The sequence below is a fragment of the Corynebacterium sp. AOP36-E1-14 genome, from assembly GCF_052377495.1.
Taxonomy (GTDB): domain Bacteria; phylum Actinomycetota; class Actinomycetes; order Mycobacteriales; family Mycobacteriaceae; genus Corynebacterium.
Genome location: NZ_JBQSWV010000030.1, coordinates 13,575 through 35,000, shown reverse-complemented (window position 1 = coordinate 35,000; position 21,426 = coordinate 13,575). Strand labels below are relative to the sequence as shown.

General features: G+C 69.1%; 24 protein-coding genes and 1 pseudogene. 17 read left to right on the top strand and 8 right to left on the bottom strand.

Annotation, left to right across the window (positions count from 1 at the left end; all coding sequences use genetic code 11):
- Positions 1-181 precede the first annotated feature (181 nt).
- Positions 182-1,742 (bottom strand): annotated as a pseudogene (locus tag ACT3TD_RS12520) (GMC family oxidoreductase).
- 114 nt (positions 1,743-1,856) lie between these two features.
- Between ACT3TD_RS12520 and ACT3TD_RS12515 the strand changes: the two are divergent.
- The 7 genes from ACT3TD_RS12515 to ACT3TD_RS12485 all read left to right on the top strand — a co-directional run bounded on the left by ACT3TD_RS12515 (position 1,857) and on the right by ACT3TD_RS12485 (position 8,119).
- Entirely contained in the window at positions 1,857-2,147 is a 291-nt protein-coding gene (locus tag ACT3TD_RS12515; protein WP_441579812.1) for a hypothetical protein, read from the top strand.
- Complete coding sequence (locus ACT3TD_RS12510; protein WP_444615172.1) at positions 2,147-3,499, top strand: tripartite tricarboxylate transporter permease; 1,353 nt, start codon at positions 2,147-2,149, stop codon at positions 3,497-3,499. The genes ACT3TD_RS12515 and ACT3TD_RS12510 overlap by 1 nt, the downstream gene beginning before the upstream one ends.
- Before the next feature lie 14 nt (positions 3,500-3,513).
- On the top strand, positions 3,514-4,482 hold the full coding sequence (mvk, locus tag ACT3TD_RS12505) for a mevalonate kinase (RefSeq protein WP_444615173.1): 969 nt from the start codon (positions 3,514-3,516) through the stop codon (positions 4,480-4,482).
- Positions 4,479-5,489 (top strand): diphosphomevalonate decarboxylase, encoded by a 1,011-nt coding sequence (gene mvaD, locus ACT3TD_RS12500; protein ID WP_444615174.1) that lies wholly within the window; start codon positions 4,479-4,481, stop codon positions 5,487-5,489. Before mvk ends, mvaD begins: the two co-directional genes overlap by 4 nt.
- Positions 5,486-6,613, top strand: a complete 1,128-nt coding sequence (locus ACT3TD_RS12495; protein ID WP_444615175.1) for a phosphomevalonate kinase — start codon at positions 5,486-5,488, stop codon at positions 6,611-6,613. The genes mvaD and ACT3TD_RS12495 overlap by 4 nt, the downstream gene beginning before the upstream one ends.
- A gap of 13 nt (positions 6,614-6,626) precedes the next feature.
- Positions 6,627-7,691 carry a type 2 isopentenyl-diphosphate Delta-isomerase gene (gene fni, locus ACT3TD_RS12490; protein ID WP_444615176.1) on the top strand — a complete coding sequence of 355 codons (1,065 nt, stop codon included), beginning with the start codon at positions 6,627-6,629 and terminating at the stop codon, positions 7,689-7,691.
- Between the two features lie 176 nt (positions 7,692-7,867).
- Positions 7,868-8,119 carry a lipopolysaccharide assembly protein LapA domain-containing protein gene (locus ACT3TD_RS12485; RefSeq protein WP_441579818.1) on the top strand — a complete coding sequence of 84 codons (252 nt, stop codon included), beginning with the start codon at positions 7,868-7,870 and terminating at the stop codon, positions 8,117-8,119.
- Positions 8,120-8,150: 31 nt separating this feature from the next.
- On the opposite strand, the gene ACT3TD_RS12480 is transcribed toward ACT3TD_RS12485, so the two are convergent.
- Positions 8,151-8,885, bottom strand: coding sequence for a PIG-L deacetylase family protein (locus ACT3TD_RS12480; protein ID WP_444615177.1), 735 nt, complete (start codon positions 8,883-8,885; stop codon positions 8,151-8,153).
- A gap of 149 nt (positions 8,886-9,034) precedes the next feature.
- Here ACT3TD_RS12480 and ACT3TD_RS12475 point away from each other — a divergent pair, with 149 nt between their 5' ends.
- From ACT3TD_RS12475 to ACT3TD_RS12460, 4 genes are read left to right on the top strand one after another with little or no spacing between them, the layout of a single operon-like run.
- Positions 9,035-9,976 (top strand): tyrosine-protein phosphatase, encoded by a 942-nt coding sequence (locus tag ACT3TD_RS12475; protein ID WP_444615178.1) that lies wholly within the window; start codon positions 9,035-9,037, stop codon positions 9,974-9,976.
- 49 nt (positions 9,977-10,025) lie between these two features.
- Complete coding sequence (locus ACT3TD_RS12470) at positions 10,026-10,499, top strand: DinB family protein (protein WP_444615179.1); 474 nt, start codon at positions 10,026-10,028, stop codon at positions 10,497-10,499.
- On the top strand, positions 10,496-11,311 hold the full coding sequence (locus ACT3TD_RS12465) for an AraC family transcriptional regulator (RefSeq protein WP_444638013.1): 816 nt from the start codon (positions 10,496-10,498) through the stop codon (positions 11,309-11,311). The genes ACT3TD_RS12470 and ACT3TD_RS12465 overlap by 4 nt, the downstream gene beginning before the upstream one ends.
- Before the next feature lie 50 nt (positions 11,312-11,361).
- Complete coding sequence (locus ACT3TD_RS12460; RefSeq protein ID WP_444615181.1) at positions 11,362-11,994, top strand: LysE family translocator; 633 nt, start codon at positions 11,362-11,364, stop codon at positions 11,992-11,994.
- Positions 11,995-12,019: 25 nt separating this feature from the next.
- Here the strand turns inward: ACT3TD_RS12460 and fdxA are convergent, their stop codons facing one another.
- The 3 genes from fdxA to soxR all read right to left on the bottom strand — a co-directional run bounded on the left by fdxA (position 12,020) and on the right by soxR (position 13,489).
- Entirely contained in the window at positions 12,020-12,343 is a 324-nt protein-coding gene (fdxA, locus tag ACT3TD_RS12455; protein ID WP_441582473.1) for a ferredoxin, read from the bottom strand.
- Positions 12,344-12,346: 3 nt separating this feature from the next.
- Positions 12,347-12,949 (bottom strand): superoxide dismutase, encoded by a 603-nt coding sequence (locus ACT3TD_RS12450; RefSeq protein WP_441588216.1) that lies wholly within the window; start codon positions 12,947-12,949, stop codon positions 12,347-12,349.
- An 87-nt stretch (positions 12,950-13,036) separates the two neighbouring features.
- Entirely contained in the window at positions 13,037-13,489 is a 453-nt protein-coding gene (gene soxR / locus ACT3TD_RS12445; RefSeq protein ID WP_444615143.1) for a redox-sensitive transcriptional activator SoxR, read from the bottom strand.
- A gap of 90 nt (positions 13,490-13,579) precedes the next feature.
- Between soxR and ACT3TD_RS12440 the strand changes: the two genes are divergently transcribed.
- Positions 13,580-13,969 (top strand): hypothetical protein, encoded by a 390-nt coding sequence (locus ACT3TD_RS12440; protein WP_444615145.1) that lies wholly within the window; start codon positions 13,580-13,582, stop codon positions 13,967-13,969.
- Entirely contained in the window at positions 13,966-14,358 is a 393-nt protein-coding gene (locus ACT3TD_RS12435; protein WP_441583001.1) for a hypothetical protein, read from the top strand. Before ACT3TD_RS12440 ends, ACT3TD_RS12435 begins: the two co-directional genes overlap by 4 nt.
- Positions 14,359-14,375: 17 nt before the next feature.
- Here ACT3TD_RS12435 and ACT3TD_RS12430 read toward each other — a convergent pair whose 3' ends face one another.
- Complete coding sequence (locus ACT3TD_RS12430; protein ID WP_444615147.1) at positions 14,376-15,593, bottom strand: MFS transporter; 1,218 nt, start codon at positions 15,591-15,593, stop codon at positions 14,376-14,378.
- Entirely contained in the window at positions 15,590-16,615 is a 1,026-nt protein-coding gene (locus ACT3TD_RS12425; protein WP_444615149.1) for a zinc-dependent alcohol dehydrogenase family protein, read from the bottom strand. The genes ACT3TD_RS12430 and ACT3TD_RS12425 overlap by 4 nt, the downstream gene beginning before the upstream one ends.
- Before the next feature lie 147 nt (positions 16,616-16,762).
- Here ACT3TD_RS12425 and ACT3TD_RS12420 point away from each other — a divergent pair, with 147 nt between their 5' ends.
- A complete protein-coding gene (locus ACT3TD_RS12420; protein WP_444615151.1) occupies positions 16,763-17,680 on the top strand; it encodes a helix-turn-helix transcriptional regulator in 918 nt (305 codons plus the stop codon).
- On the opposite strand, the gene ACT3TD_RS12415 is transcribed toward ACT3TD_RS12420, so the two are convergent.
- The gene (locus ACT3TD_RS12415; protein ID WP_444615152.1) at positions 17,655-18,962 is read right to left on the bottom strand and encodes an MFS transporter; all 1,308 of its coding nucleotides are present in this window, start codon (positions 18,960-18,962) and stop codon (positions 17,655-17,657) included. The genes ACT3TD_RS12420 and ACT3TD_RS12415 overlap by 26 nt on opposite strands.
- Positions 18,963-19,113: 151 nt before the next feature.
- On the opposite strand from ACT3TD_RS12415, the gene ACT3TD_RS12410 reads away from it, so the two are divergent.
- The 3 genes from ACT3TD_RS12410 (at position 19,114) to ACT3TD_RS12400 (ending at position 21,424) form a co-directional block, all read left to right on the top strand.
- Positions 19,114-20,121, top strand: coding sequence for an ABC transporter ATP-binding protein (locus tag ACT3TD_RS12410; RefSeq protein WP_444615153.1), 1,008 nt, complete (start codon positions 19,114-19,116; stop codon positions 20,119-20,121).
- Between the two features lie 8 nt (positions 20,122-20,129).
- Positions 20,130-20,867 (top strand): ABC transporter permease, encoded by a 738-nt coding sequence (locus ACT3TD_RS12405; RefSeq protein WP_441579444.1) that lies wholly within the window; start codon positions 20,130-20,132, stop codon positions 20,865-20,867.
- 95 nt (positions 20,868-20,962) lie between these two features.
- Positions 20,963-21,424: a DUF4442 domain-containing protein gene (locus tag ACT3TD_RS12400; RefSeq protein ID WP_444615154.1), complete on the top strand. Its 462-nt coding sequence runs from the start codon at positions 20,963-20,965 to the stop codon at positions 21,422-21,424.
- Positions 21,425-21,426: the final 2 nt, after the last annotated feature.

Genomic DNA, 21,426 nt, shown 5'->3' with positions numbered 1-21,426 from the left:
GTATAAGGGATTCGAGGGTGAGCGGTGCAGAGTGCCCGTTGTTTTCCATCGGGACGATGTCGATGGCGTGGATCGAGGCGAGCTGCGCCCCCCCGTGGCTGGGAACATGCCTGTCGGAGCTGTTCTGGGCGAGCCATCGTCCTGTGAATGGCTATGCCATGCCGAGAGCGTCAGTCTTTGCTCACCCCTCCGCCAGGATGAACTCCGCCGCTTTCTCGCCGATCGCCAGGGTCGGGGCGTTGGTGTGGCCGCGGATGATCTCCGGCATCACCGAGGCATCGGCCACGCGCAGTCCCCGCACACCGCGGACCCGCAGGCTGGGGGTCGACGACGGAGGCGTCGTCCGTCCCCATCCGCGCGGTTCCGGTCGGGTGGTAGAGCGTGTGTGATGCCCCGGTCAACGCCTCCTCGCACCGTTCGGCGACGCTCATCTCCTCGCCGCCGTCCGGGACGATGAACCGTCCGCTACGCCGGGACGTCAGGCTCGGAGCGTCGAGGATCCGCGAACAGATCTCCAGGCCGGCCAGCATCGTCTCCCGGTCCCTGCCCTCCGGGTCACTGAGGTAGCGCGGGTCGATCACCGGTTTCGCCAGAGGGTCGGCAGAGTCCAGGGTGATCCGTCCGCGGCTCTGCGGCTGCAGCAGGATGGGGCCCAGCGTCAGTCCGTGCTCCGGGATCCCCGTCAGGCCCTCGTTGACGTAGGCAACGGGGGCGAAGATGACCTCAAGGTCCGGGGCGGGCAGTTCCGGGCGGGAACGGACGAACCCGTAGGCCTCGGCGACGTTCGAGGTCAGCAGGCCCCGTCGTCGGGTCAGGTACCGGGCGACGTGGGGGAGCTTCGTCGCGTCCAGCAGCGTCCCCGACCCGGTGGCGACGGAGAACAATGACACCAGGTGGTCGCGCAGGTTCTGCCCGACCTCCGGGGAATCGACCACGGTCTTGATCTCGTGCTGGGCAAGGTGGGTCGGGTCCCCGATGCCGGAGAGCATCAGCAGCTGCGGGCTGTTCACGGCCCCGCCGCACAGGACGACCTCACGGCGTGCGTCCACGGTGCGCTCACGTCCGTCGTGCCGGTAGTCCACGCCAGTGGCCCGGGCGTCCTCAATGCGCACCCGGGTGCTCTGCGCCCCGGTGCGCACGGTCAGGTTGGGGCGCAGCTCCGCCGGACGCAGGTAGGCCGTCGCCGCACTGGAGCGTGCGCCGCGCTGCTCGGTGACCATCGTCTGCGTGAAGCCGTCCGGCGCGTCGCTGTTGGCGTCCTCGACGCGGTACCCGCTCTCCGCGACCGCGCGGAGGAATGCGGCGGTGTGCTCGTTCGGGTCGCGCTGGTGCTCGACCGAGACGTCCACCCGGTCCAGGGCGCGGGAGATCTCCGACCAGGACCATTCCGGCCCGGCGAGCTCGGCCCACCGGTCGTAGTCCCCGGCGAAGCCGACGACCCACATCAACGCGTTGATCGATGAACTCCCGCCGAGGACCTTGCCACGCGGCCAGTAGATCGAGCGGTCCCGCAGACCGGGTTGGGCGGTGGTGGCGTAGTCCCAGTCGAACCCGGAGCGGAACGTCTGGGAGAACGCGGCGGGGATGGTGACGCCCTGCCCCTTGTCCTTCCCGCCCGCCTCCAGGAGCAGGACGGACCGGGATCCGTCCGCGCTGAGCCGGTTCGCCACCACGCATCCCGCGGAGCCGGCGCCGACAACCACGTAGTCGTAGGTCTCTGTGGTCTCTGTGGTCTCAGCCATCTGGGGCCTCCTGTATGAAGACGGTCATGAGTGTTCGTCTCCGAAACTAGCGCACGGGTGCACCGTCCGGGCGGTAATGCGCCACGTAGCACCCACAACGTAAGGTTTGTAGGCATGCCTAACACTGATGCCGACCCCGGGGAGCGGGACGACTACATCGAGGTGTGGAACGACCTCGTCTCCACCCGCGACCTGACCTGGTCACTGGTCATCTGCGGGGTCACCACCGCCCTCGCGCTGCTGGTCGCCACGCTGCTGTCGTCCAGCGAGTTCTTCTGGGGCCTCGGCGGCGCCGTCGTCGGCTTCGCGGTCTGCGTGGCGCTGTTCACGCCGAAACGCGTCGTGCGCATCACCGAGGGGACCGACGGAGCAGGCGTAGAAACCCCGGCAGGTGACCCGACCTGATGGACGCGACCCTGATGCTCCCCATGCTGCTCGCCGCCATCGCGGCGATCCTGCTCTACACCTTCATCGGTTTCATCCCCGGCACCGACGAGACCAGCGTGCTCGTGCCGGTCACCCTCGCCCTGGCGCTGGCCGGCGTGGACCCGGCGGTGCTGCTGACCTTCTTCATCGCCGCGATCGTCACCCTCAACCTCACCAACGCCATACCCACCGCCCTGGTCGGCCTGCCCGGAGGGGTGCTCTCGGCACCGATGATGGAGCACTCGCTCTACCTCAAGTCCCAGGGCAGGGCGGCGGAGACGATCAAGAAGATGGCCGCGGGCAGCGCGATCGGCACGATCATCGCCATCCCGGTCAGCCTGGCCATCGCCACCGCCATCGCCCCCTACGCCGACACCCTGCGCGAGTACGGCAGCCTGCTCTTCGTCGGCGGCGCGGTGCTGCTCGCCCTGCTCGGCGCGAACCGGCTGCTGTCGCTGATCTCGATCATCCCGATGTCCCTGCTGTTCCAGGGCCTGCTCTCGCTCTACCGGGACCAGGGGGTTATCCCGGAGGACGGCAACATCTCGGTCTCCTTCTTCCTGGGCATCACCATCGGCCCGCTGCTGGTCTCGGTGCTGGGGCTGCTCAACCGCAGCCACCGGGAGAACCTGCCGGGCCGGCCCGCCACACAGGTGGACATCTCGCGCAGGAGCCTGCGCGGCCAGTCGCTGAAGCCCAACAGGATCCTCACCCGCGACGAGACCGCCCGCACCGGCCTGTGGTCGCTGGTCTCCACCCCGTTGTTCTTCCTCAGCCCCGTCGGGCTCACGTTCCTGCTCGGGGAGGGCGCGGCCGGACGCTCCGGGGACCGCACCACCCGGGCGAACCGGGCGGTGGCCGGCATGAACGGCGTGGCGCACGCCAGCTACCTCTCCGGCACGATCATCCCGCTGCTGGCGATCGGCATCCCGTTGTCGCCGGTGGCGATCGGCCCGGCGCAGGCCCTGTTCAACGCCCCGCCGGCGCTGACGCTGGACAACAACCTGCACCACATGCTGAACACACCGACGTTCATCGTGGCCGTGGTGCTCGGCGCGGTGCTGGCCCTGGGGCTGACGTACGTCATCGCGGTGCGCTACTCCTACCGGATCACCTACGTGGTGATGCGCTACATCCCGCATGAGGCGGTGCTGGGACTGTTCATCGGTTTCATCCTGCTGCTGGCCTACCTGGACGCCGGGGTGGCGAACATCTTCGGTGTCCTGCTGGTCGGGGTCACCTGCGGGACGCTCAACAAGTTGGGCGTAGGCTACGGCGTGCAGTTCATGACCCTGTACGCGTCCCCCTGGATCGTGCAGCACCTGCTGTGACACGAAAGGACGCTGTGCAGTCTTCACCCGAACCCCATGCCGAATCCCATACCGGGCACGGCCGGACGGTGGCGAAGGTCATCCTCCTCGGCGAGCACTCCGTGGTCTACGGGCACCCGGCGGTGGCCGTGCCCCTGCACAGCCTGCACATGAACGCCACGGTCGAGCCGGTCGAGGGGCCCGCACGGCTGACCTGCCTGGACTACGACGGTCCGGCGGACGGTGCCCCGGAGCGTCTGGCGTCGGTGGTCAAGGCGCTGGAGGTCGCGTGCGTCTTCGCCGGACGCCCCACCACCGGTCTGCACGTCAGCACGCAGGCGGACTTCCCGCCGGAGCGCGGGCTGGGGTCCTCGGCCGCCGCCGCGGGCGCGGTGGTGCGCGCGGTGCTGGACGCCGCCGACGTCGCGGCGTCCCCCCGTGAGCTCTTCGAGCTGACGCAGGAGGCCGAGCGCATCGCGCACGGGCGTCCGTCCGGACTGGACGCGCTGACCACCGCAGCACCCGGGCCGGTGTACTTCCGCGACGGCGTCGGTTCGACCTTCGAGATGGACCTGGCGGCCTGGATCGTCATCGCGGACTCCGGGGTGACCGGCCGGACGCGGGAGACCGTCGGTGACCTGCGGCGCAGGTACGACGCCGATCCGCAGGGCGTCGGGCCGCTGCTGGACGAGCTGGGCGAGATCGCCGACGGTGCGGTCGCCGACCTGCGCGCCGGCGACGTCGACGCGCTCGGCGCCCGGATGGACGCCGCCCAACATCTGCTCGCCGACCTCGGCGTGAGCGACGACCGGTTGGACGCGCTGACCGCCGCGGCGCGCGCCGCCGGCGCGGTCGGCGCGAAACTCACCGGCGGGGGACGCGGCGGCTGCGTCATCGCGCTGGCCCGCACCGCCGGGGACGCCGCGGCGATCGCCGGGGCACTCACGGAAGCCGGGGCGTCCGACACCTGGATCCACGCACCACACCTGCAGGAGGAAGCATGACGGCCCCGAACAGAGCTACAGCGACGGCGCACGCCAACATCGCGCTGATCAAGTACTGGGGCAAGGCGGACGAGGAACTGATCATCCCGCGTACGCCGAGCCTGTCGCTGACCCTCGACGAGCTGTACACGACCACGACCGTGGAGTTCGGCGCGGTAACTCAGGACGCCGCGACACTGGACGGGACGCCCGTCACCGGGCGGGCGATGGAACGCATCACCGCCTTCCTCGACCTGGTGCGCGAGCGCTCCGGTGTGTCGGACGCCGCGGTGGTGACCTCGGTGAACACCGTGCCCACCGCCGCCGGGCTAGCGAGCTCGGCCTCCGGTTTCGCCGCCCTGGCCGGGGCTGCCTCCACCGCCGCAGGGCTGCATCTCGACGAGCGGGACCTGTCTCGGCTGGCGCGGCGCGGGTCCGGTTCGGCGTCGCGCTCGGTCTTCGGCGGACTGGCGATGTGGAATGCCGGCCACGACGACGCGACGTCCTACGCGGCCCCCGTGCCGGGCGGGGAGATGGCCGCTGACCTGGCGATCGTGGTGCTCGTCATCGACGACGGCCCGAAGGCGGTCTCCAGCCGCGAGGCGATGCGCCGCACCGTGGAGACCTCCCCGGACTACGCCGGTTGGGTCGAGGCGCACGCCGGGCACCTGGCGGAGGCGTTGGACGCCATCGCCGCCGGCGACCTGGCCCGCCTCGGGGAGGCCGCCGAGGCCAATGCGTTGGGCATGCACGCCACAATGCGAGGGGCCGTCCCGCCGGTCGACTACCTCGGGCCCGGCAGCCGCGCCGCACTGCAGGCGGTGCAGGACGCCCGCGCCGCCGGGCTGCCCGCCTGGGCGACGATGGACGCCGGCCCCAACGTCAAGGTCCTCACCAGCGCCGACAAGGCCGAGGAGCTGGACGCCCACCTGCGCGAGGCACTGGCCGGGCAGGTGCCGGGGCTGCGCACCGTGGTCACCCACGCCGGGCCGGGCATCCAGGTCGACGCAGAGGAGGCGCAGTCGTGACGGCGCCGCGTGCGGTCGAGGTCCGGGCCCCCGGCAAGCTCTACATCGCCGGTGAGTACGCCGTGGTCGAGACCGGTTTCCCCGCGATCCTCGTGGCCGTGGACCGCTACGTGACCGTGCGGGTCACCCCGGGCTCCGGCACCGGCCACATCACCTCCGACCTGTCGACCCAGAGCCGCCTGGAGTGGCACCGTGGGGAGCGGGGCATGATCGTGGAACCCGACCAGGCGCCCTTCGACTTCGTGCTCGCCGCCGCGGGCATCGTCGAGGAGGCCGCCGTGGCGATGGGCACCCCGCTGGAGGTCTTCGACATGGACATCACCAGCGAGCTCGACGACGACTCCGGCCGCAAGTTCGGCCTCGGCTCGTCCGCCGCGGTCACCGTGGCCACCGTCCGGGCCCTGTGCGAGTACTACCGCCTGGACCTCATCCGGATGGCCCAGCTGAAACTGGCCCTGCTGGCCAGCATCTCGGTGCAGTCCTCCGGCTCCGGCGGTGACGTGGCCGCCAGCATGTTCGGCGGCTGGATCGCCTACACCTCCTTCGACCGTGGGTGGGCACGCGAGGAACGCGACGTCCGTCCCCTGGTCGACCTGGTCACCATGGACTGGCCGGGCCTGTCCGTGAAACGCGTGTGCCCGCCGGACCGGCTGCGCCTGCTGGTCGGCTGGACCGGGTCACCGGCGTCGACCTCCCGGCTGGTCGGCGACGTGCAGTCCCACAAGCAGGGTGGGGGCGCTGACAGGGGAGCAGCGCAGCTGGACTACCCGCGCTTCCTCGCCGAGAGCAGACGCTGCGTGACAGCGCTGGTCGAGGCCCTCGGCAACGACGACGCCGACGGTATCCGTGCCGGGATCCGCCGTAACCGGGAGCTCCTGCGCGAGCTCGGGGAGCACACCGGCACCACCATCGAGACCCCCACGTTGCGTCGGCTGATCGAGATCGCCGAGGCCTGCGGCGGGGCGGCGAAGACCTCGGGGGCCGGCGGCGGTGACTGCGGTATCGTGCTCATCGACAGTCAGAGCGGCACCTCGGATGTGGACGGGTTGCTCGCCGCCTGGGAGCGGTCGGACATCCGACTACTCAACCTGCACGAACACCAGCCCGACGGGCTCACGGAATGACGGGAACGAGCGCATGAGCAGCAACCGCAAGGACGACCACGTCCAGCTGGCCGAGGAACTGAACACGAAGAACCGTGCCGCCGGTGGATTCCACGACGTGCGGTTCATGCACCACACCTTCAACGGTCTGGCCCGCGACGGGGTGGACACCTCCACCACCGTCGCCGGGGCCCGGTGGGAGGTGCCCTTCTACATCAACGCCATGACCGGCGGCAGCGAGAAGACCGGACGCATCAACGCCGACCTCGCGCGCGCGGCGTCCACCGCCGGGGTGGCGATGGCCAGCGGTTCGGTCAGCGCGGCCCTGCGCGACCCGGCGTTGGAGCCGACGTTCCGCATCGTGCGCGAGAGCGCCCCGCAGTCCTTCCTCTTCGCCAACGTGAGCCCGGAGGCCACGGTGGAGCAGGCGCGCCGGGCGGTGGAACTGCTGGACGCCAACGCCCTGCAGGTCCACGTCAACCCTGCCCAGGAGCTGGTGATGCCCGAGGGTGACCGGGACTTCCGGCACTGGCTCGACCGGATCGCCGAGATCGTGGAGGCGGTGGACGTGCCGGTGGTGGTCAAGGAGGTCGGCTTCGGGCTCAGCGCCGACAGTGTGGCGGAGCTGGCCGCCCGTGGCGTCACCACCGTGGACGTCAGCGGGCGCGGCGGCACGAACTTCATCGACATCGAGAACCACCGGCGCTCGCGCCAGGAGTACACCTACCTGTCGGGGTGGGGGCAGAGCACCCCGGAGTGCCTGCTGGACACGGTGCACGGCCCCGGCGGCGCACCGACGGTGGACGTCCTGGCGTCCGGCGGTGTGCGCACCCCGCTGGACGTGGTGCGCGCCCTGGCGCTCGGCGCGCGTGCCGTGGGCGTCAGCGGGCACTTCCTGCACGTGCTGCTCACCGACGGGCCGGACGCGCTGGTCGAGGAGCTGGGCGCGTGGACCGACCAGGTTCGTACCCTGATGACGCTGCTCGGGGCACCGGACGTGCCCTCGCTGACCTCGACGGACCTCCTGGTCACCGGGGAGACCGCGGAGTTCGCCCGGCTGCGCGGGATCGACCTGCCGTCGCTGGCGCGTCGGCGTTAATTGCTGGCGTTCCTGCAGGCAGGAAGTTAGGGAACGTCACCCACGAGGCGCGGCTGTGGCATCGGGGTCTGAACCTCCGAGTGCAGCCACACCATGTTGCTAGCCAGGCGAGCGGAATGGGCGTGTTTCGTCTATGCTTCTGGAGTACCCACTCCAACTACCGAAGGGCCTTCATCATGAACGAGGACAACACCGCGCCTGACAACGTGAAGGAACGACGGTCGTCCGTCGGGCTGATCGTCACGACGGCGGTCATCGTCGTCGTCGCGATCATCCTGATCGGCCAGAACACCGACCAGGTCGACATGGGCTTCCTCGGATGGGAGTTCGCTTTCCCGCTGTCCGTGGGGCTCGTCGCCGCGGCGCTCGGAGGAGCGATCGTCGCGTTCGCACTCAGCGGACTCATCGTCATCCGACGCAGGAAATGACGCCGTCGCCGCTCGGCACAACCGGGCGGGCCTACAACCCGTACCGTCCGAAAGCCACGGCGTGATCCACGCCGGCCCTGGCGCCGGCTTCCGAGGTGACGCCGCCGATGAGGTCACGCGGAGCGGGATGGTCCTCCAGTGCCGCCAGGTAGACCTTGTGCTGTTCCAGCGAAGCGATGCTGCGCTCGACCGAGCCGGGGGAGACCGCCACCGCATGCGTCGGTGCCGACGCCCCGAAGACGAGCAGGTGGTCGGCCTGCCAGCGCTCGAGGACCTCACCGTCGCCACCGGTGATGTCGGGGAAGACCCAGCGGTTGCCCGCATCGCGCGCCGCGTCCAGGGCCACGAGCCCGGCCACCCGGTGGTCGGCCTGGTTCAGCCCCCACGGCATCTCCTCGGCCCACCCCAGCGTGACCAGCGTGGTGGGCCGGACCTCACGGATCACCGCGGCCACCGCACGGCGCAAGGCCAGCGAGTACTCCAGCACCCCGTCGGGGAAGTCGAGGATGCGCAGGTCGTCCACGCCGACCTGGGAACAGGCGTTGCGCTGCTCGGCGGCGCGTGCCGATCCGGTCTCATCCGGGGACATCGAGTCGATGCCCGCCTCGCCGGAGGTCAGCAGCAGGTAGGTCACCGACGCGCCGGCATCCGTCCACTCGGCGACGGCGGCGGAGACGCCGTACTCCAGGTCGTCCGGGTGCGCGACGACGCACAGGACGTGGTCGGCCTCGTCGAGGTGGAGTAGTTCGAGCTGATCGTCGGTCATGGGTCGGCCTCCATACCTGATACATACCTACGGGCAAACGTTCACGGTCAGGATGCGTGGGCGCTGTCGTCCGTCCACCTTGTGGCCATTCAAGCACGACATCATCGGCGGTGACCACCGACAACTCTCCGTGACCGACTGAAGGCCCCATGAACTCACGTCCCTCCCGCCCGCTCCCGACCCACCCCGGGCGTCGTCTGCTCGTCGTCCCCGCGGCGGCCGGATTCCTCGCCACGTCGTTGTTGCTCGTGGGGTGCCTCGCGGACGCCGCCGAAAGTGTGCCCGACGCAGCGGAGTATTCGGAGCAGATACAGGTCGTAGGCCTCGACACGCCACGGTTGTCCTCGGCCGACAACTTCCGGGACGTGGCCGGCGTCGACCGGGCCTACGCCGCGACAGGCGGTCACCTGAAACCTGAGTCGGTCTACCGGTCGAATGCCCTGGACATCACTGACGCGGACCTCGACACCGTGGAGGATCTCGGGATCTCCGCCGTGATCGACCTGCGCACCGACAGTGAGATCGAGGAACATCCTGACCGTGTTCCCGCCGGGGCAGACTACGTTCACATCGACATCGTTGGGGGAGGCAGCACCGCAGCGAATCCTACCGAGGACTTCTCGGTCGATTCTCCCGACGACGCAGCGACGATGCTCGGCGACCTCAACCGCAACTTCGTCACCGACGAGGGTATGAGGGGCCAGCTCGCACAGGTCATCACCGCCGTCATCGACGCCGACGGCCCGGTTGTCTTCCACTGCACCGCCGGCAAGGACCGGGCGGGGTGGACGAGTGCCGTCCTGCAACTTGCCGCGGGCGTGAGCGAACGCGACGTTATGGACAACTATCTGGCGACGAACGACTACTCGAGCGAGCGGATCGCCGCCACCACCGAGCAGATTCGGACGGGTCAAGGGGATGAGGCGGCGGAGGCCTACGGGGTACTGCTCGGCGTGCAGGAGGGCTTTCTGCGGTCCGGGCTGGACGCGATGAAGGAGTTCTACGGCGACGTGGACACCTACCTCGTCGACGGGTTGGGACTCGAGGTGTCCGCCGTCCTTGCGCTGAAGGACAAGCTCGTGGAGGCGTGAGGCTCCCCGGCCGAGCCACCGGTGGTATCGGCGTGGTTGACTCGGGGACATGATCAACGATGCTGACGCACGCTACGACGACTTCGTCTCGGTGGCCACCGAGGTCCTCGACAAGTACGACATCGCGTTGGACACCCTCGACGACACCACCGTTAACGCCACGCCGGTGCCCGGGACGGTGAACTCGGCCTTCGCCCTGGCCGCGCACGTCCACGGCATGGCGCGCTTCTGGGGTGGCGCCTTCATCGGGGGAGAGGAGATCTCCCGTGACCGCGAAGCCGAGTTCCGGGCGATGGGGACCGTGGCCGAGGCACACGCGCTGATCGCCGAGACCCGGGCGAGCCTGCCCGGCTGGGCACGCATTGCCCTCACCGAGGGGATCCGCAACCGGCAGGCACAGGGGACGGCGCGCCGGGACTACACCGAGGCGACGCCCGGCTGGGTCCTCGAGCACATCCTCCACGAGCTCGCGCAGCACCTCGGTCACCTCGAGGTCTGCCGGGACGTGGTGGCGCCCCGGTGACGACGACGGCACTGGAGTTCCACCGCAGCACGGCTGTACCGTCGCTGGAGGTCAGGCGGTCCTGCCGCGAGAACTCCTGCTACCGTCCGCACACCCACGACGTGCTGTCGATCGGGCTCATCGACGAGGGAACCTCCGTATTCGCCGGCCCGCTCGCCGGGCCGGTGGAACTGACACCGGGGGACATCGTGGTGATCCCGGCCGGGCACGTCCACTCATGCAACCCGGGCCGCGGCCGGTGGCGCTACCAGATGACACACCTGGACACCGGATGGATGGACGGTCTGGCCCCCGGAGGACTCGACACCGGCGGGGTTCGTGTCCTGCGGAGCGCCACTCTTTACCGGCAGATGGAGACGGTGAACGACGCCATCGTCGCTGATGCCCCCGTTGGCGAACTGGAGGACGGGTGCCGCCGCCTCGCGCAGTTGCTCGCACATACCGGGGAGAGCTCGGACGAGGGGTCGGCGCAGAACCAGAGTGGGCGGAGCGGGGCGAACAGGGATCTGTCTGTGCGGTTGCAGCCCGTCCTGGAGCATCTGCGCCATGACGAGACGACACCTTCGATCGACGCCCTGGCCCATGAGGTCGGTATGGGCCGCTACCAGCGCATCCGAGCTGTGAAACAGGTGACGGGGCTCAGCCCGTTGGCGTGGCGTCAGAACGCACGCATCCTGGAGGCCCGACGGCTGCTGCGCACCGGCATGACGATCGCCGACACCGCGGTCACCCTCGGATTCAACGACCAGAGCCATTTCCACCGGGTCTTCCGCGCGTATGTCGCCGCCACACCCGGCACATACCGTCACTGAGTGCACGAACGTACAAGACTCCGGTGCCGCGGGCACCAGAGACTGGGGGCATGGACCAGTTCTTCGTCGTCGCCGTCGCGCACTTCCTCGCCCTGCTGATTCCCGGGGTGGACTTCTTCCTCATCCTGCGGCTCAGCGTCACCGAAGGATGGCGGCGCGCCGGGGCTGCCTGCCTGGGGATTGCGACGGCCAACGGGATCATCGTCGCCGCGGCGTTCTCCGGGCTCTCCGTGATCGAGAACCCGGTGGTCCTCGGGGTGGTTCAACTCGCCGGAGGGTTGTTCCTCGTCTATCTCGGGATAGCGTTCCTGCGGTCGAGTCCACAGATGGCGCCCCACGGACCTGTGGAAGAAGTACCCGAAGCGATGCCGGGGCGGGCACCGTGGGCGAGGAACTTCGGCCTCGGTCTGGCCTCGGGCCTGCTGAACCCGAAGAACGCCCTGTTCTACGTCAGTCTCGCGACGGCGGTGTCAGGAGCGGCAGCGATGTCGCTGGTCCTCTACGGAGTGTGGATGGTCGGCCTGGTCCTGGTGTGGGACATCCTGGTCGCCGTGCTGTTTGCTTCGCCGGCGGCGCTGAACCGTCTGGGACGCTTCGTCCCCGTGGTGACGAGGGGTGCCGGAGCATTCCTCGTCGTGTTCGGGGTCGTGATGGTCGTCGAACTCGTCACGGGGTTGGGATAGCGTGGGCCGAGTTCTCCGCGGACCGCTACTCCTGGTTCTGCGGCGGCATCGCGGTGATCGACGGGTGGTCGGTGCCGGTGGGGCCTATGCTGTCCGCCCCGCCGGGGGAGCCGATCTCATCGAAGAACGCGGCGTTGTAGTCGATGTAGTCCTCCCACTCGTCCGGCAGGTCGTCCTCGTAGAAGATGGCCTCGACCGGGCAGACCGGCTCACACGCTCCGCAGTCGATGCACTCGTCCGGGTGGATGTACAACGTGCGTTTTCCCTCGTAGATGCAGTCGACCGGGCACTCCTCGACACATGCCCGGTCCATCACGTCCACGCAGGGTTGTGCGATGACGTAGGTCATACGTCAGTTCTTGGCGGCGGCGAAGCGCTCGGCGACGTCGTCCCAGTTGAACACGTTCCAGACGGCCTTGACGTAGTCCGGCTTGACGTTCTTGTACTGCAGGTAGAAGGCGTGCTCCCACATGTCGAGCATCAGCAGCGGGGTGAGGTTGATCGAGGTGTTGCCCTGCTGGTCGGTGAGCTGCTCGACGACGAGGCGTCCGGCGATGTGGTCGTAACCCAGCACGGCCCAGCCGGAGCCGTAGAGGCCCAGGGCGGCCGAGGAGAACTGGTCCTTGAACTTGTCGAAGGAGCCGAAGTCGCGGGTGATGGCCTCGGCCAGTTCACCGGTGGGCTCGCCGCCGCCGTTGGGGGAGAGGTTCTTCCAGAAGATGGAGTGGTTGGTGTGGCCACCCAGGTTGAACGCGAGGTTCTTCGACAGCGCGCGGATCTGGTCGGGGTTGGTGCCTTCCTCGCGGGCCTTCTCGAGGGCCTCGAGGGCGGTGTTGGCGCCGGCGACGTAGGTCGCGTGGTGCTTGTCGTGGTGCAGCTGCATGATCTCGGCGGAGATGTGCGGCTCGAGGGCGTCGTAGTCGTAGGGCAGGTCGGGAAGCTCGTAGACAGCCATGGTTGGTGCTCCTTCTCGTCGGTGTCGATCTGCGGACCACGCTATTACCTCAAGTGCACTTGAGGTCAAGCCGGACGCGGCGCGCCGTCAGGAGAGGCGGCGCGCGCCCTGCCCGGTGGCGCTCAGAGCGTCCTGCGGGTTGAGCAGTGTGCAGGCCTTCAGCGAGAGGCAGCCGCAGCCGATGCAGCTGGTGAGCTCGCTCTCGAGGCGTTCAAGCCCGCGGCGCCGTTCCTCCAGCTCCTTCTTCCACCTGCGCGAGGCCACCTGCCATTCCTTGTGCGTGGGTGCCCGGTCCAACGGCACGCTGCTGAATGCGTCCTGCACGCTTTTCAGTGGGATGCCGAGGTTCTTCGCGACGCTGATCAGGGAGATCCGACGCAGCATGTGACGTGCGTAGAGGCGGTGGTTGCCGCCGGTGCGGACCGAGGCGATCAGCCCGAGGTCCTCGTAGTAGCGCAGCGCCGAGACCGCGGTGCCGGTGCGTCGGCTCGTCTCTCCGATGCTCAGGAGCTCGTCGGCGTTCGAGGTGTGGGTGTTCATGTCAGGGCCGCCTTTCGTCTCCGGAAACCTCGAGTGAGGATGAGGTTTCCCGTGCGTCCCGATGCTACGCGCGGCTGTTATGCTGCACTAATGACGTGGTTGCTGATCTTCGCCGCCCTGATGGTCCTGCTCGTCGGCGGTGCCATCCTCCCGCGGCGCGCCGCCTACCGCGGCCAGGAACCGGAGGAGCAGAAGCGTCCCGGATTTCCGTGGTTCTGGATCCTGTTCCCCCTGACGGTGTTCGCGATCGCCCTGGGGTTCGCGGCCTGGTTACCGGGGACTGCCGCCACCGTGGCTGATTTCGGGTGGACGATGTACATGCCGCTGGCAGATGCCGACGACGGCTTCGACAGTTCCTTGCTGTCGGATGCCGCTGCCGCGAACCTGCTCAGGATGCCGTGGGCGCGAATCGCCTACCCGCTGATCGCGGCGGCAGGTCTTGCGTTGTCGGTGTGGGCCTGGCGGAAGAGGCGCATATGAGTTGGGTCTTCCTGGGCAGCATCCTGGTGGTCGCGATGACCGGGGCGGTGATTCTGCCGCGGCGGGCGCGGCAGAAGAACCAGAGGAATCTGGCTTTTCCCTGGTTCTGGGTGTGCTACCCCGTGGCGGTGTTCGGGGTTGTCTCCACGATCGGGATGGTCCTGGACGCGCAGTTTTCGACGATCTACAACTCGCATGAGGATCCGATCGGCCTGTCGATGCCCTATCCGGGCGGCCGCGGATTCCCCGGCCTGCAGTTTCTGTCAAACGAACAGTTCAGCGAATTATTCGGGCCACTTCCCGTTGAAATATATTTCGCCTTCTTCCCACTCCTCGCCGTGGTGGGCGTGCTGACCGCGGTCATCGCCTGGCGAAAGGACAGGGTGTAGGCGAACGGTGTGATTGCTTACCGACCCTCCTTGTTGCGCTGAAGCGATTCGACCGTGGGCCGGCGAAGATCCGCACGCTCGCGGCGGAGCAGCAGCGTCAACGGGACCACGTACAGTGCGGCCACGCAGGCACCCACGGCCACCGGTCCGCTCGCGCCCATGGACGTTGCCAGCGTCATGCCGGCGATCCAGGAGCCGACGGCCGTACCGAAGTTGAAGGCCGCGGTCGCCATCGCCGACGCCAAGGTCGGTGCCTTGTCCGCGTAACGCACGGCCATGCCGATCAACACCGGGTTGGTGGACATGCCGAACAGACCGAGCAGGGCGACAAGAATGACCGTCACCACTGCGTTATGCGAGAACAGCAGCAGGGCGACGAGCACCAGGAACGTCGCTGCCGCGGAGAAGAACAGCAAGGCGAACGGACGACGCGCGCCGATGCTGCCACCCACGTTCGAGCCGATGAACGCCCCGACCCCGTAGCCGACGAGCACGAGTGGCACGGCGCTGGCAGGCAGCCCGCTGTTGTCGGTCAACAACGGGGCGATGAAGCTGTAGACGGCCAGCGAGGACCCGCAGACCACAGCGCAACCTGCGAGCACCAGCCACACGCGCCCGTCGCGCAGGGCGCGCAGTTCCGCGCGCAACGACGGCGCCGGTGCGTCCAGCGGATCGGGAGGGACCTGACGGAAGATGACCAGTGCACCGACGACCGCGAGCACGGCCAAGGCCCAGAACGGGCCGCGCCAGCCGACGGTCTGGCCGGCGAAGGAACCCAACGGGACGCCGACGACGTTGGCGAGCATCCCGCCGCCGAGCACGATGCCCAGCGCCTTCGACGACAGGGACGGGCCCGCAGCCTGCGCACCGACCACCGCGGCGACGGCCCAGAAGGCTCCGGTCGCCAGGGCGGTTAGGAAGCGGGCGGCGAGGATCAACGGCAGCAACGACGACAACGCCACGATGACGTGGCCCACCGCGAACACCAGGAGCGCGAGGGTGAGGGTCACGCGCCGCGGGAGCCGGAGCGTGAGCACCGCCATGGCCGGGGTGCCGACGATCATGCCGATGGCGAAGACGGTGATCATCAGTCCGGCGTCGGACACGGACACCGACAGGTCCTCGGCGATGTCCGGCAGGATTCCGGCGACGATGAACTCCGTGGTGCCCATGAGGAAGACACCGGCCGCCAGGACGTAGGTGACGAACGGAAGGCGGGCTTCGGTACCACTCACAGCGTCAGCATCACCTTGGTCGCGCGACGCTCGGACATCGCGGCGTAGCCCTCGGCGGCGTCCTCCATCGGCAGCGAGAGGTCGAAGACCTTGCCCGGGTTGATCTCACGAGCCCAGATCTTGGCGATGAGCTCCGGGAGGTAGCGCCGCACTGGGGCAGGGCCGCCGTGCAGGTGGACCTCGGCGAAGAAGACCTCGTCCATCGGCAGGTCCACGCCCTCGTGTGCAACACCCACGAAACCGACGTGCCCGCCACCGCGGGCCGAGTGGATGGCCTGCATGAAGGACTCGCGGGTACCGACCGCCTCGATCACGCTGTGCGCGCCCAGGCCGCCGGTCAGCTCGCGGACCTTCGCGACCCCGGCGTCCCCACGCTCCTCGACGATGTCGGTGGCACCGAACTCGCGCGCCAGCGCCTGGCGCTCAGCGTGCCGCGACATCGCGATGATCCTCTCGGCACCCATCTCCTTCGCCGCCAGCACACCCATCAGGCCGACCGCGCCGTCGCCGACCACGGCGACGGTCTTGCCGGGGCCGACGGCCGCGGCGTCCGCGGCGAACCACCCGGTACCCAGGACGTCCGACGCCGCCAGCAGGGACGGAACGAGGTCGGCGTCCGGCTCGCCGGGAGTGGCCACCAGCGTGCCGTCGGCGTGGGGGATCCGCGCGCGCTCGGCCTGGGTGCCGATGCCGGCGTGCACGAATTCGGCGTGGACGCACTTCGACGGGTAGCCGGACCGGCAGATCTCGCACTCGCCGCAGGAGATCACGAACGAGCCGACCACGTGGTCACCGGGTGCCACGGTGGTCACCGCGTCGCCGACCTCCTCGACCACGCCGACGTACTCGTGGCCCATGTGCAGGTGGTCGGCCGGCTCCACGCCCCGGTAGGGCCACAGGTCCGAGCCGCAGATGCAGGTCGCGGTGATGCGGATGACGGCGTCCGTCGGGTCGATGATTCGGGGGTCGTCGCGCTCGCCGACGCGGATCTGGCCGGGGGCGTCCATGATGACTGCACGCAAGGTGGTCTCCAATCGTGAAGGTTCGTGTCTCTACCTCGGTGAGTCAACCAGTCCCGGCGGGGCTGTGGGAGAGCCTGTCGGGCGGGGTACCGGCAGTACCTCCCTCAGCGGGGAGGAGGGCCCTATGCTCGGGGTATGGGCAACGGCATGGACAATAAGGCGGAGGTCAAGGAGTTCCTCACCACCCGGCGAGCCAAGGTCACCCCTGGCGAGGTGGGGCTTCCGGCGGGGACGAACCGGCGCGTACCGGGGCTGCGACGCAGCGAGGTCGCCACGCTGGCCGGCGTCAGCGTGGAGTACTACACGAAACTGGAACGCGGCGCGGTCGCCGGTGCGTCCCCCGAGGTCCTCGAGAGCCTGGCGCGCGCACTGCGCCTCGACGACGCCGAACGCGCCCACCTCTTCGACCTCGCCCACGCCGCCTCACCGACGGCGCGTCCCCCGAAGAGGCGCGACGGGCGCACCTGGACCCCGGGGCCCGGCCTGCAGTGGGCGCTGGACGCCGTCACCGCCGGCCCCGCCTTCGTACGCAACGGCCGGATGGACCTGCTGGCCACGAACACCCTGGCCGAGGCCTTCTACACGCAGCTCTACGACATGCCGGGGCGTCCCGCCGGCCCGCCGAACATCGCCCGCCAGGCCTTCCTCGACGACCGGGCCCGCGACTTCTACCCGGACTGGGAGGGCATGGCCGACATCACCGTGGCGATCCTGCGCACCGAGGCCGCCCGCGACCCCCACAACAAGGCGCTGCACGACCTCGTCGGGGAACTGTCTACCCGCAGCGACGAGTTCCGCACCCGGTGGGGAGCCCACGACGTGCGTCACCACGGCAGCGGCTTCAAGCATTTCCACCACCCGGAAGTCGGGGAGATGACCCTGGCCTACGAGGGACTGCGCATGGAGGGCGAGCGCGGACTGACCTGGACGATCTACGCCCCCGAACCCGGCTCACCGTCCGAGGACGCCATGAAGCTGCTCGCGTCGTGGGCAGCTACCGGGGCAGCTACTGGTGCAACCGGCGCCGAACTCGGGGACGTCACCCGTCCGCGGCACCTGAGTTGATCTCGTCGAGGGGCACGTGCGCCCGGTCCCGGAAGAGCAGCAGCATCGGGATCCCGGCGAACACGATGATCGCCACGGCGTACCACGCCGGGGCGTAAGGCGAACCGGTGACCGTCATCAGCCACGTCGCCACGAAGGGCGACAACCCGCCGAACAGAACCGTGGCCGTGTTGTAGCCGATCGCCATGCCCGAGAAACGTCCCACCGCGGTGAACTGCTCGGGGACGGCGGAGGCGGCGACCGCGCTCCAGCCCGCCGCCGGCACGGCGAGCAGCGCACCGCCCAGCAGCGCCGTCGACCCCGTCCCACCGCCGAGCATCATGTACGCCGGGATCGTCGTGGCCAGGATGACCACGCCGACGAAGATGAACACGGGGCGTCGTCCGAAACGGTCGGACGCCACACCGGCCAGCGGTGTCACCAGGATCGCCACCACCGCGGCGACCGTCCCCAGCCACAGGGACGTGGAACTGTCGATCGAGGCGGTGGTCTCCAGGTACGTCGGCACGTTGGTGATGTTGAGGAAGTACGCCGCCGAGCCCACCGACGACACCAGGAACGCCACCAGCACGGCACGCGGATGGGTCCTCAGCACCGTCACCAGCGGGGAGCGGGCGGTGTTCTCCGCGGTGTCCTTGACCTCGGTGAAGGTCTCCGTCTCATCCATCAGCCGGCGCATCGGCACCATCACCGCGGCGAGCAGTGCGCCCACGAGGAACAGCACGCGCCACCCCCAGGCGTCCAGGTCCTCGGCGCTCAGGAACCGCGCCATCAGGTAGCCGCCGCCGACCGCCAGCAGCGAGCCGACCTCCGAGTTCGCCGCCGCCCAGCTCGCCGCCAACCCGCGGCGGCCGTCTCTGGCCGACTCCACCAGGTAGACCATGATGCCGGTGTACTCCGCGCCCACGGCGAACCCGGCCACGCACCGCAGCACCAGCACCCCGACACCGCCCCAGATCCCGATGGTGTCGAACCCGGGCATCACCGCGATGCCCGCCAACGCCACCGCCATCAGCGACGCCGAGACGATCAACGACGACTTGCGTCCGATGCGGTCACCCAGGTGCCCGAAGACCATCGCGCCGAGGGGACGGAACACGAAGCCGGCCGCGCCGAGCGCGAGGGTGAGCAGCAGTGAACCGTCGTCGCCGTTGAAGAAGGTATTCGCCAGACTCGCCGAGACGTAGAAGAAGATCGAGAAGTCGTACCACTCGACGATCGTGCCGAAGGCGGCGACGAACATCGACTGGCGGCGTCGCTGGCGGCGTCGGGTGGTGGGCACGCAGGGAGCCCTTTCCGTCGGGGAAAATGTCGTGCCGACAGTACGCCCCGTGCTCATACCTGGGTATGAGGTGTGGGACCCCAAACCGTCCCCGGAGATCCCCCCGCAGGTCGATGTGCCGGCAGGGGGCCGGGGAGAAGACTTGGGAACCATGATCACAGTAGAGAAGATGTCGAAGAGGTACGGCCGTTCCGGTACACCGGCCGTCGAGGAACTCTCGTTCACCGTGCCGGACGCCGCCGTCACCGGCTTCCTGGGCCCCAACGGCGCCGGCAAGTCCACCACGATGCGCTGCATGCTCGGACTCGACCGCCCCACCGCCGGGCACACCGAGTTCGACGGGCAGGAGTTCCGGAACGTCGCCGACAAGCCCGCCACCGCAGGCGCCCTGCTGGAGGCCACCTGGTTCACCCCGGGACGCAGCGGACGCTCACACCTGAAGGTACTGGCGCGCAGCGCGGGCATCCCCGACTCCCGCGTGGACAAGTGTCTGCAGCTGGTGGGGCTGGCCTCCGCCGGGGACAAGAAGGTCGGCGGCTACTCGCTGGGCATGAAGCAGCGTCTCGGCCTCGCCGGTGCGCTGCTGGGCGACCCGGCGCACCTGGTCCTCGACGAGCCGGTCAACGGGCTCGACCCCGAGGGCGTCAGCTGGATGCGGCACACCATCCGCGCCCTGGCGGGGGAGGGGCGGGCCGTGCTGGTGTCCTCCCACCTGCTCTCCGAGATGCAGCAGACCGCCGACCGGCTGGTCGTGATCGGCAAGGGACGCATGATCGGCGAGTACTCGATGGACGAGTTCCTCGCCTGCGGCGCCCACGTGCTCGTCGAGACGACCGACGCCCGCGCCGGGAGGACGCTGTGCTCCGCGCTGGGTACCGCCGGTTTCACCGCCGGCTACGCAGTGGGGAAGGACGCCGACCGGGCGTCCGGCTCCCAGATCACCGTGGACGTCCCCGACGGGGTCGGCGACGTGGTGGTGCGACGCGCCGTCGCCGAGACCGCCCTCACCGCAGGCGTCCTGGTCACCGGGCTGCACGCGCAGAGCGAGGACCTGGAGTCGCGCTTCCTGGCCGCCACCGCCGACGCCCAGGAGTACCGGACCGACAGCGCCGACGGTACCGAGAGCACCGAAACCACCGTCCTGACCACCGGAAAGTAGAACCACCCATGAATACACTGCTCACGTCCCTGCGCTCCGAGACCACCAAACTGTTCAGCGTCCGTGCCACGCTGGTGTACGCCGTCCTGCTGGCGGGTTCCCTGTTCGGACCCGTCGTCCTGATGGGCGTCTTCGGCGACCGCCCCGGTTTCGACTGGGCGACGATCACCTTCGGCTACCAGATCTTCCTGCTCATCGCGGTGATCTTCGCCGCATCCTCCACCGCCGGCGACATCCGCAACCACATGCACGCCCAGGCGTTCCTGACCCAGGCCGGACGCTGGCAGTGGGTGGTGGCGAAGATGCTGGTCGCCGCCGTCTTCGTCGCGGTTCTCTACGTGGTGGGCATCGCCCTGTCCCTCGGCGTCGCCGCGGTGCTGGGCTCCGGGCTTCAGCTCGGTGCCGGCGCGAGTGCGGCCTATGTGCCGCTGATCAGCTCGGTGCTGTTCGCGGCGGCGAGCGTGGGCCTGGCCTGCGTGATCCGCAGCCAGGTCGGCGCGGTCGCCGTGCCCGTCGCCTGGATCCTGCTGATCGACAGCATGGTGGGCTACGCCGCCCAACAGTTCGACGCCTTCCGCCCGCTCGCCGCGATCGCCCCGGTCCAGCGCCAGGACCAGCTGATCAGCGGGGTCGACCCGCTGAGCCTCGGGATCGCCCCGGCGGTCTGCTACCTGGTCATCATCGGCTGGTTCGTGGTCCTCGGCGGGGTCGGCCTGTGGCGGAACGCGACGGCGGACGTCCGGTAGTTTTCCCGAAGTATGCGGAACTCCCGCGCGGGGGAGGTGTGGCGTTCTATCATCGTCGGGATCCCGCACTGTACCGACCACTCCACGGAGGGCCCATGCTGAAGCCGAGTCCGCGCCAACTGAAGACTCTCCTGGGGGTCTTCCCGCCCTACTTCGGTTCGGGTATCCGCATCAACTACATCGCCAACGACGGCTCCCGGGTGATCACCTCGCACCGTCCACGCCGCGTCAACGCCAACCTGGTCGGCACCGCGTTCGGCGGCACGATCCAGACCATGACGGACGGCTTCTACCTGTTCATGGGGCTGACCCGCCTGGGTGGGGCCTACAACGTGTGGGACGCGGAGTCCCACGTGGTCTACCGCAAGCCCGGCCGCGGCCGGATCGTCGCCGACATGCGGACCGACGACGAGACCTTCGAACTGATCCGGGAGAAGACCGCCGACGGGTCGAAGTACCTCCACTGGTTCGACACCGACATCACCGACGAGAAGGGCGACGTGGTCGCCAGCGTGCGCAGCCGGGTGTACTTCCGGAGGAAGCAGGCGCGTAGCTGAGA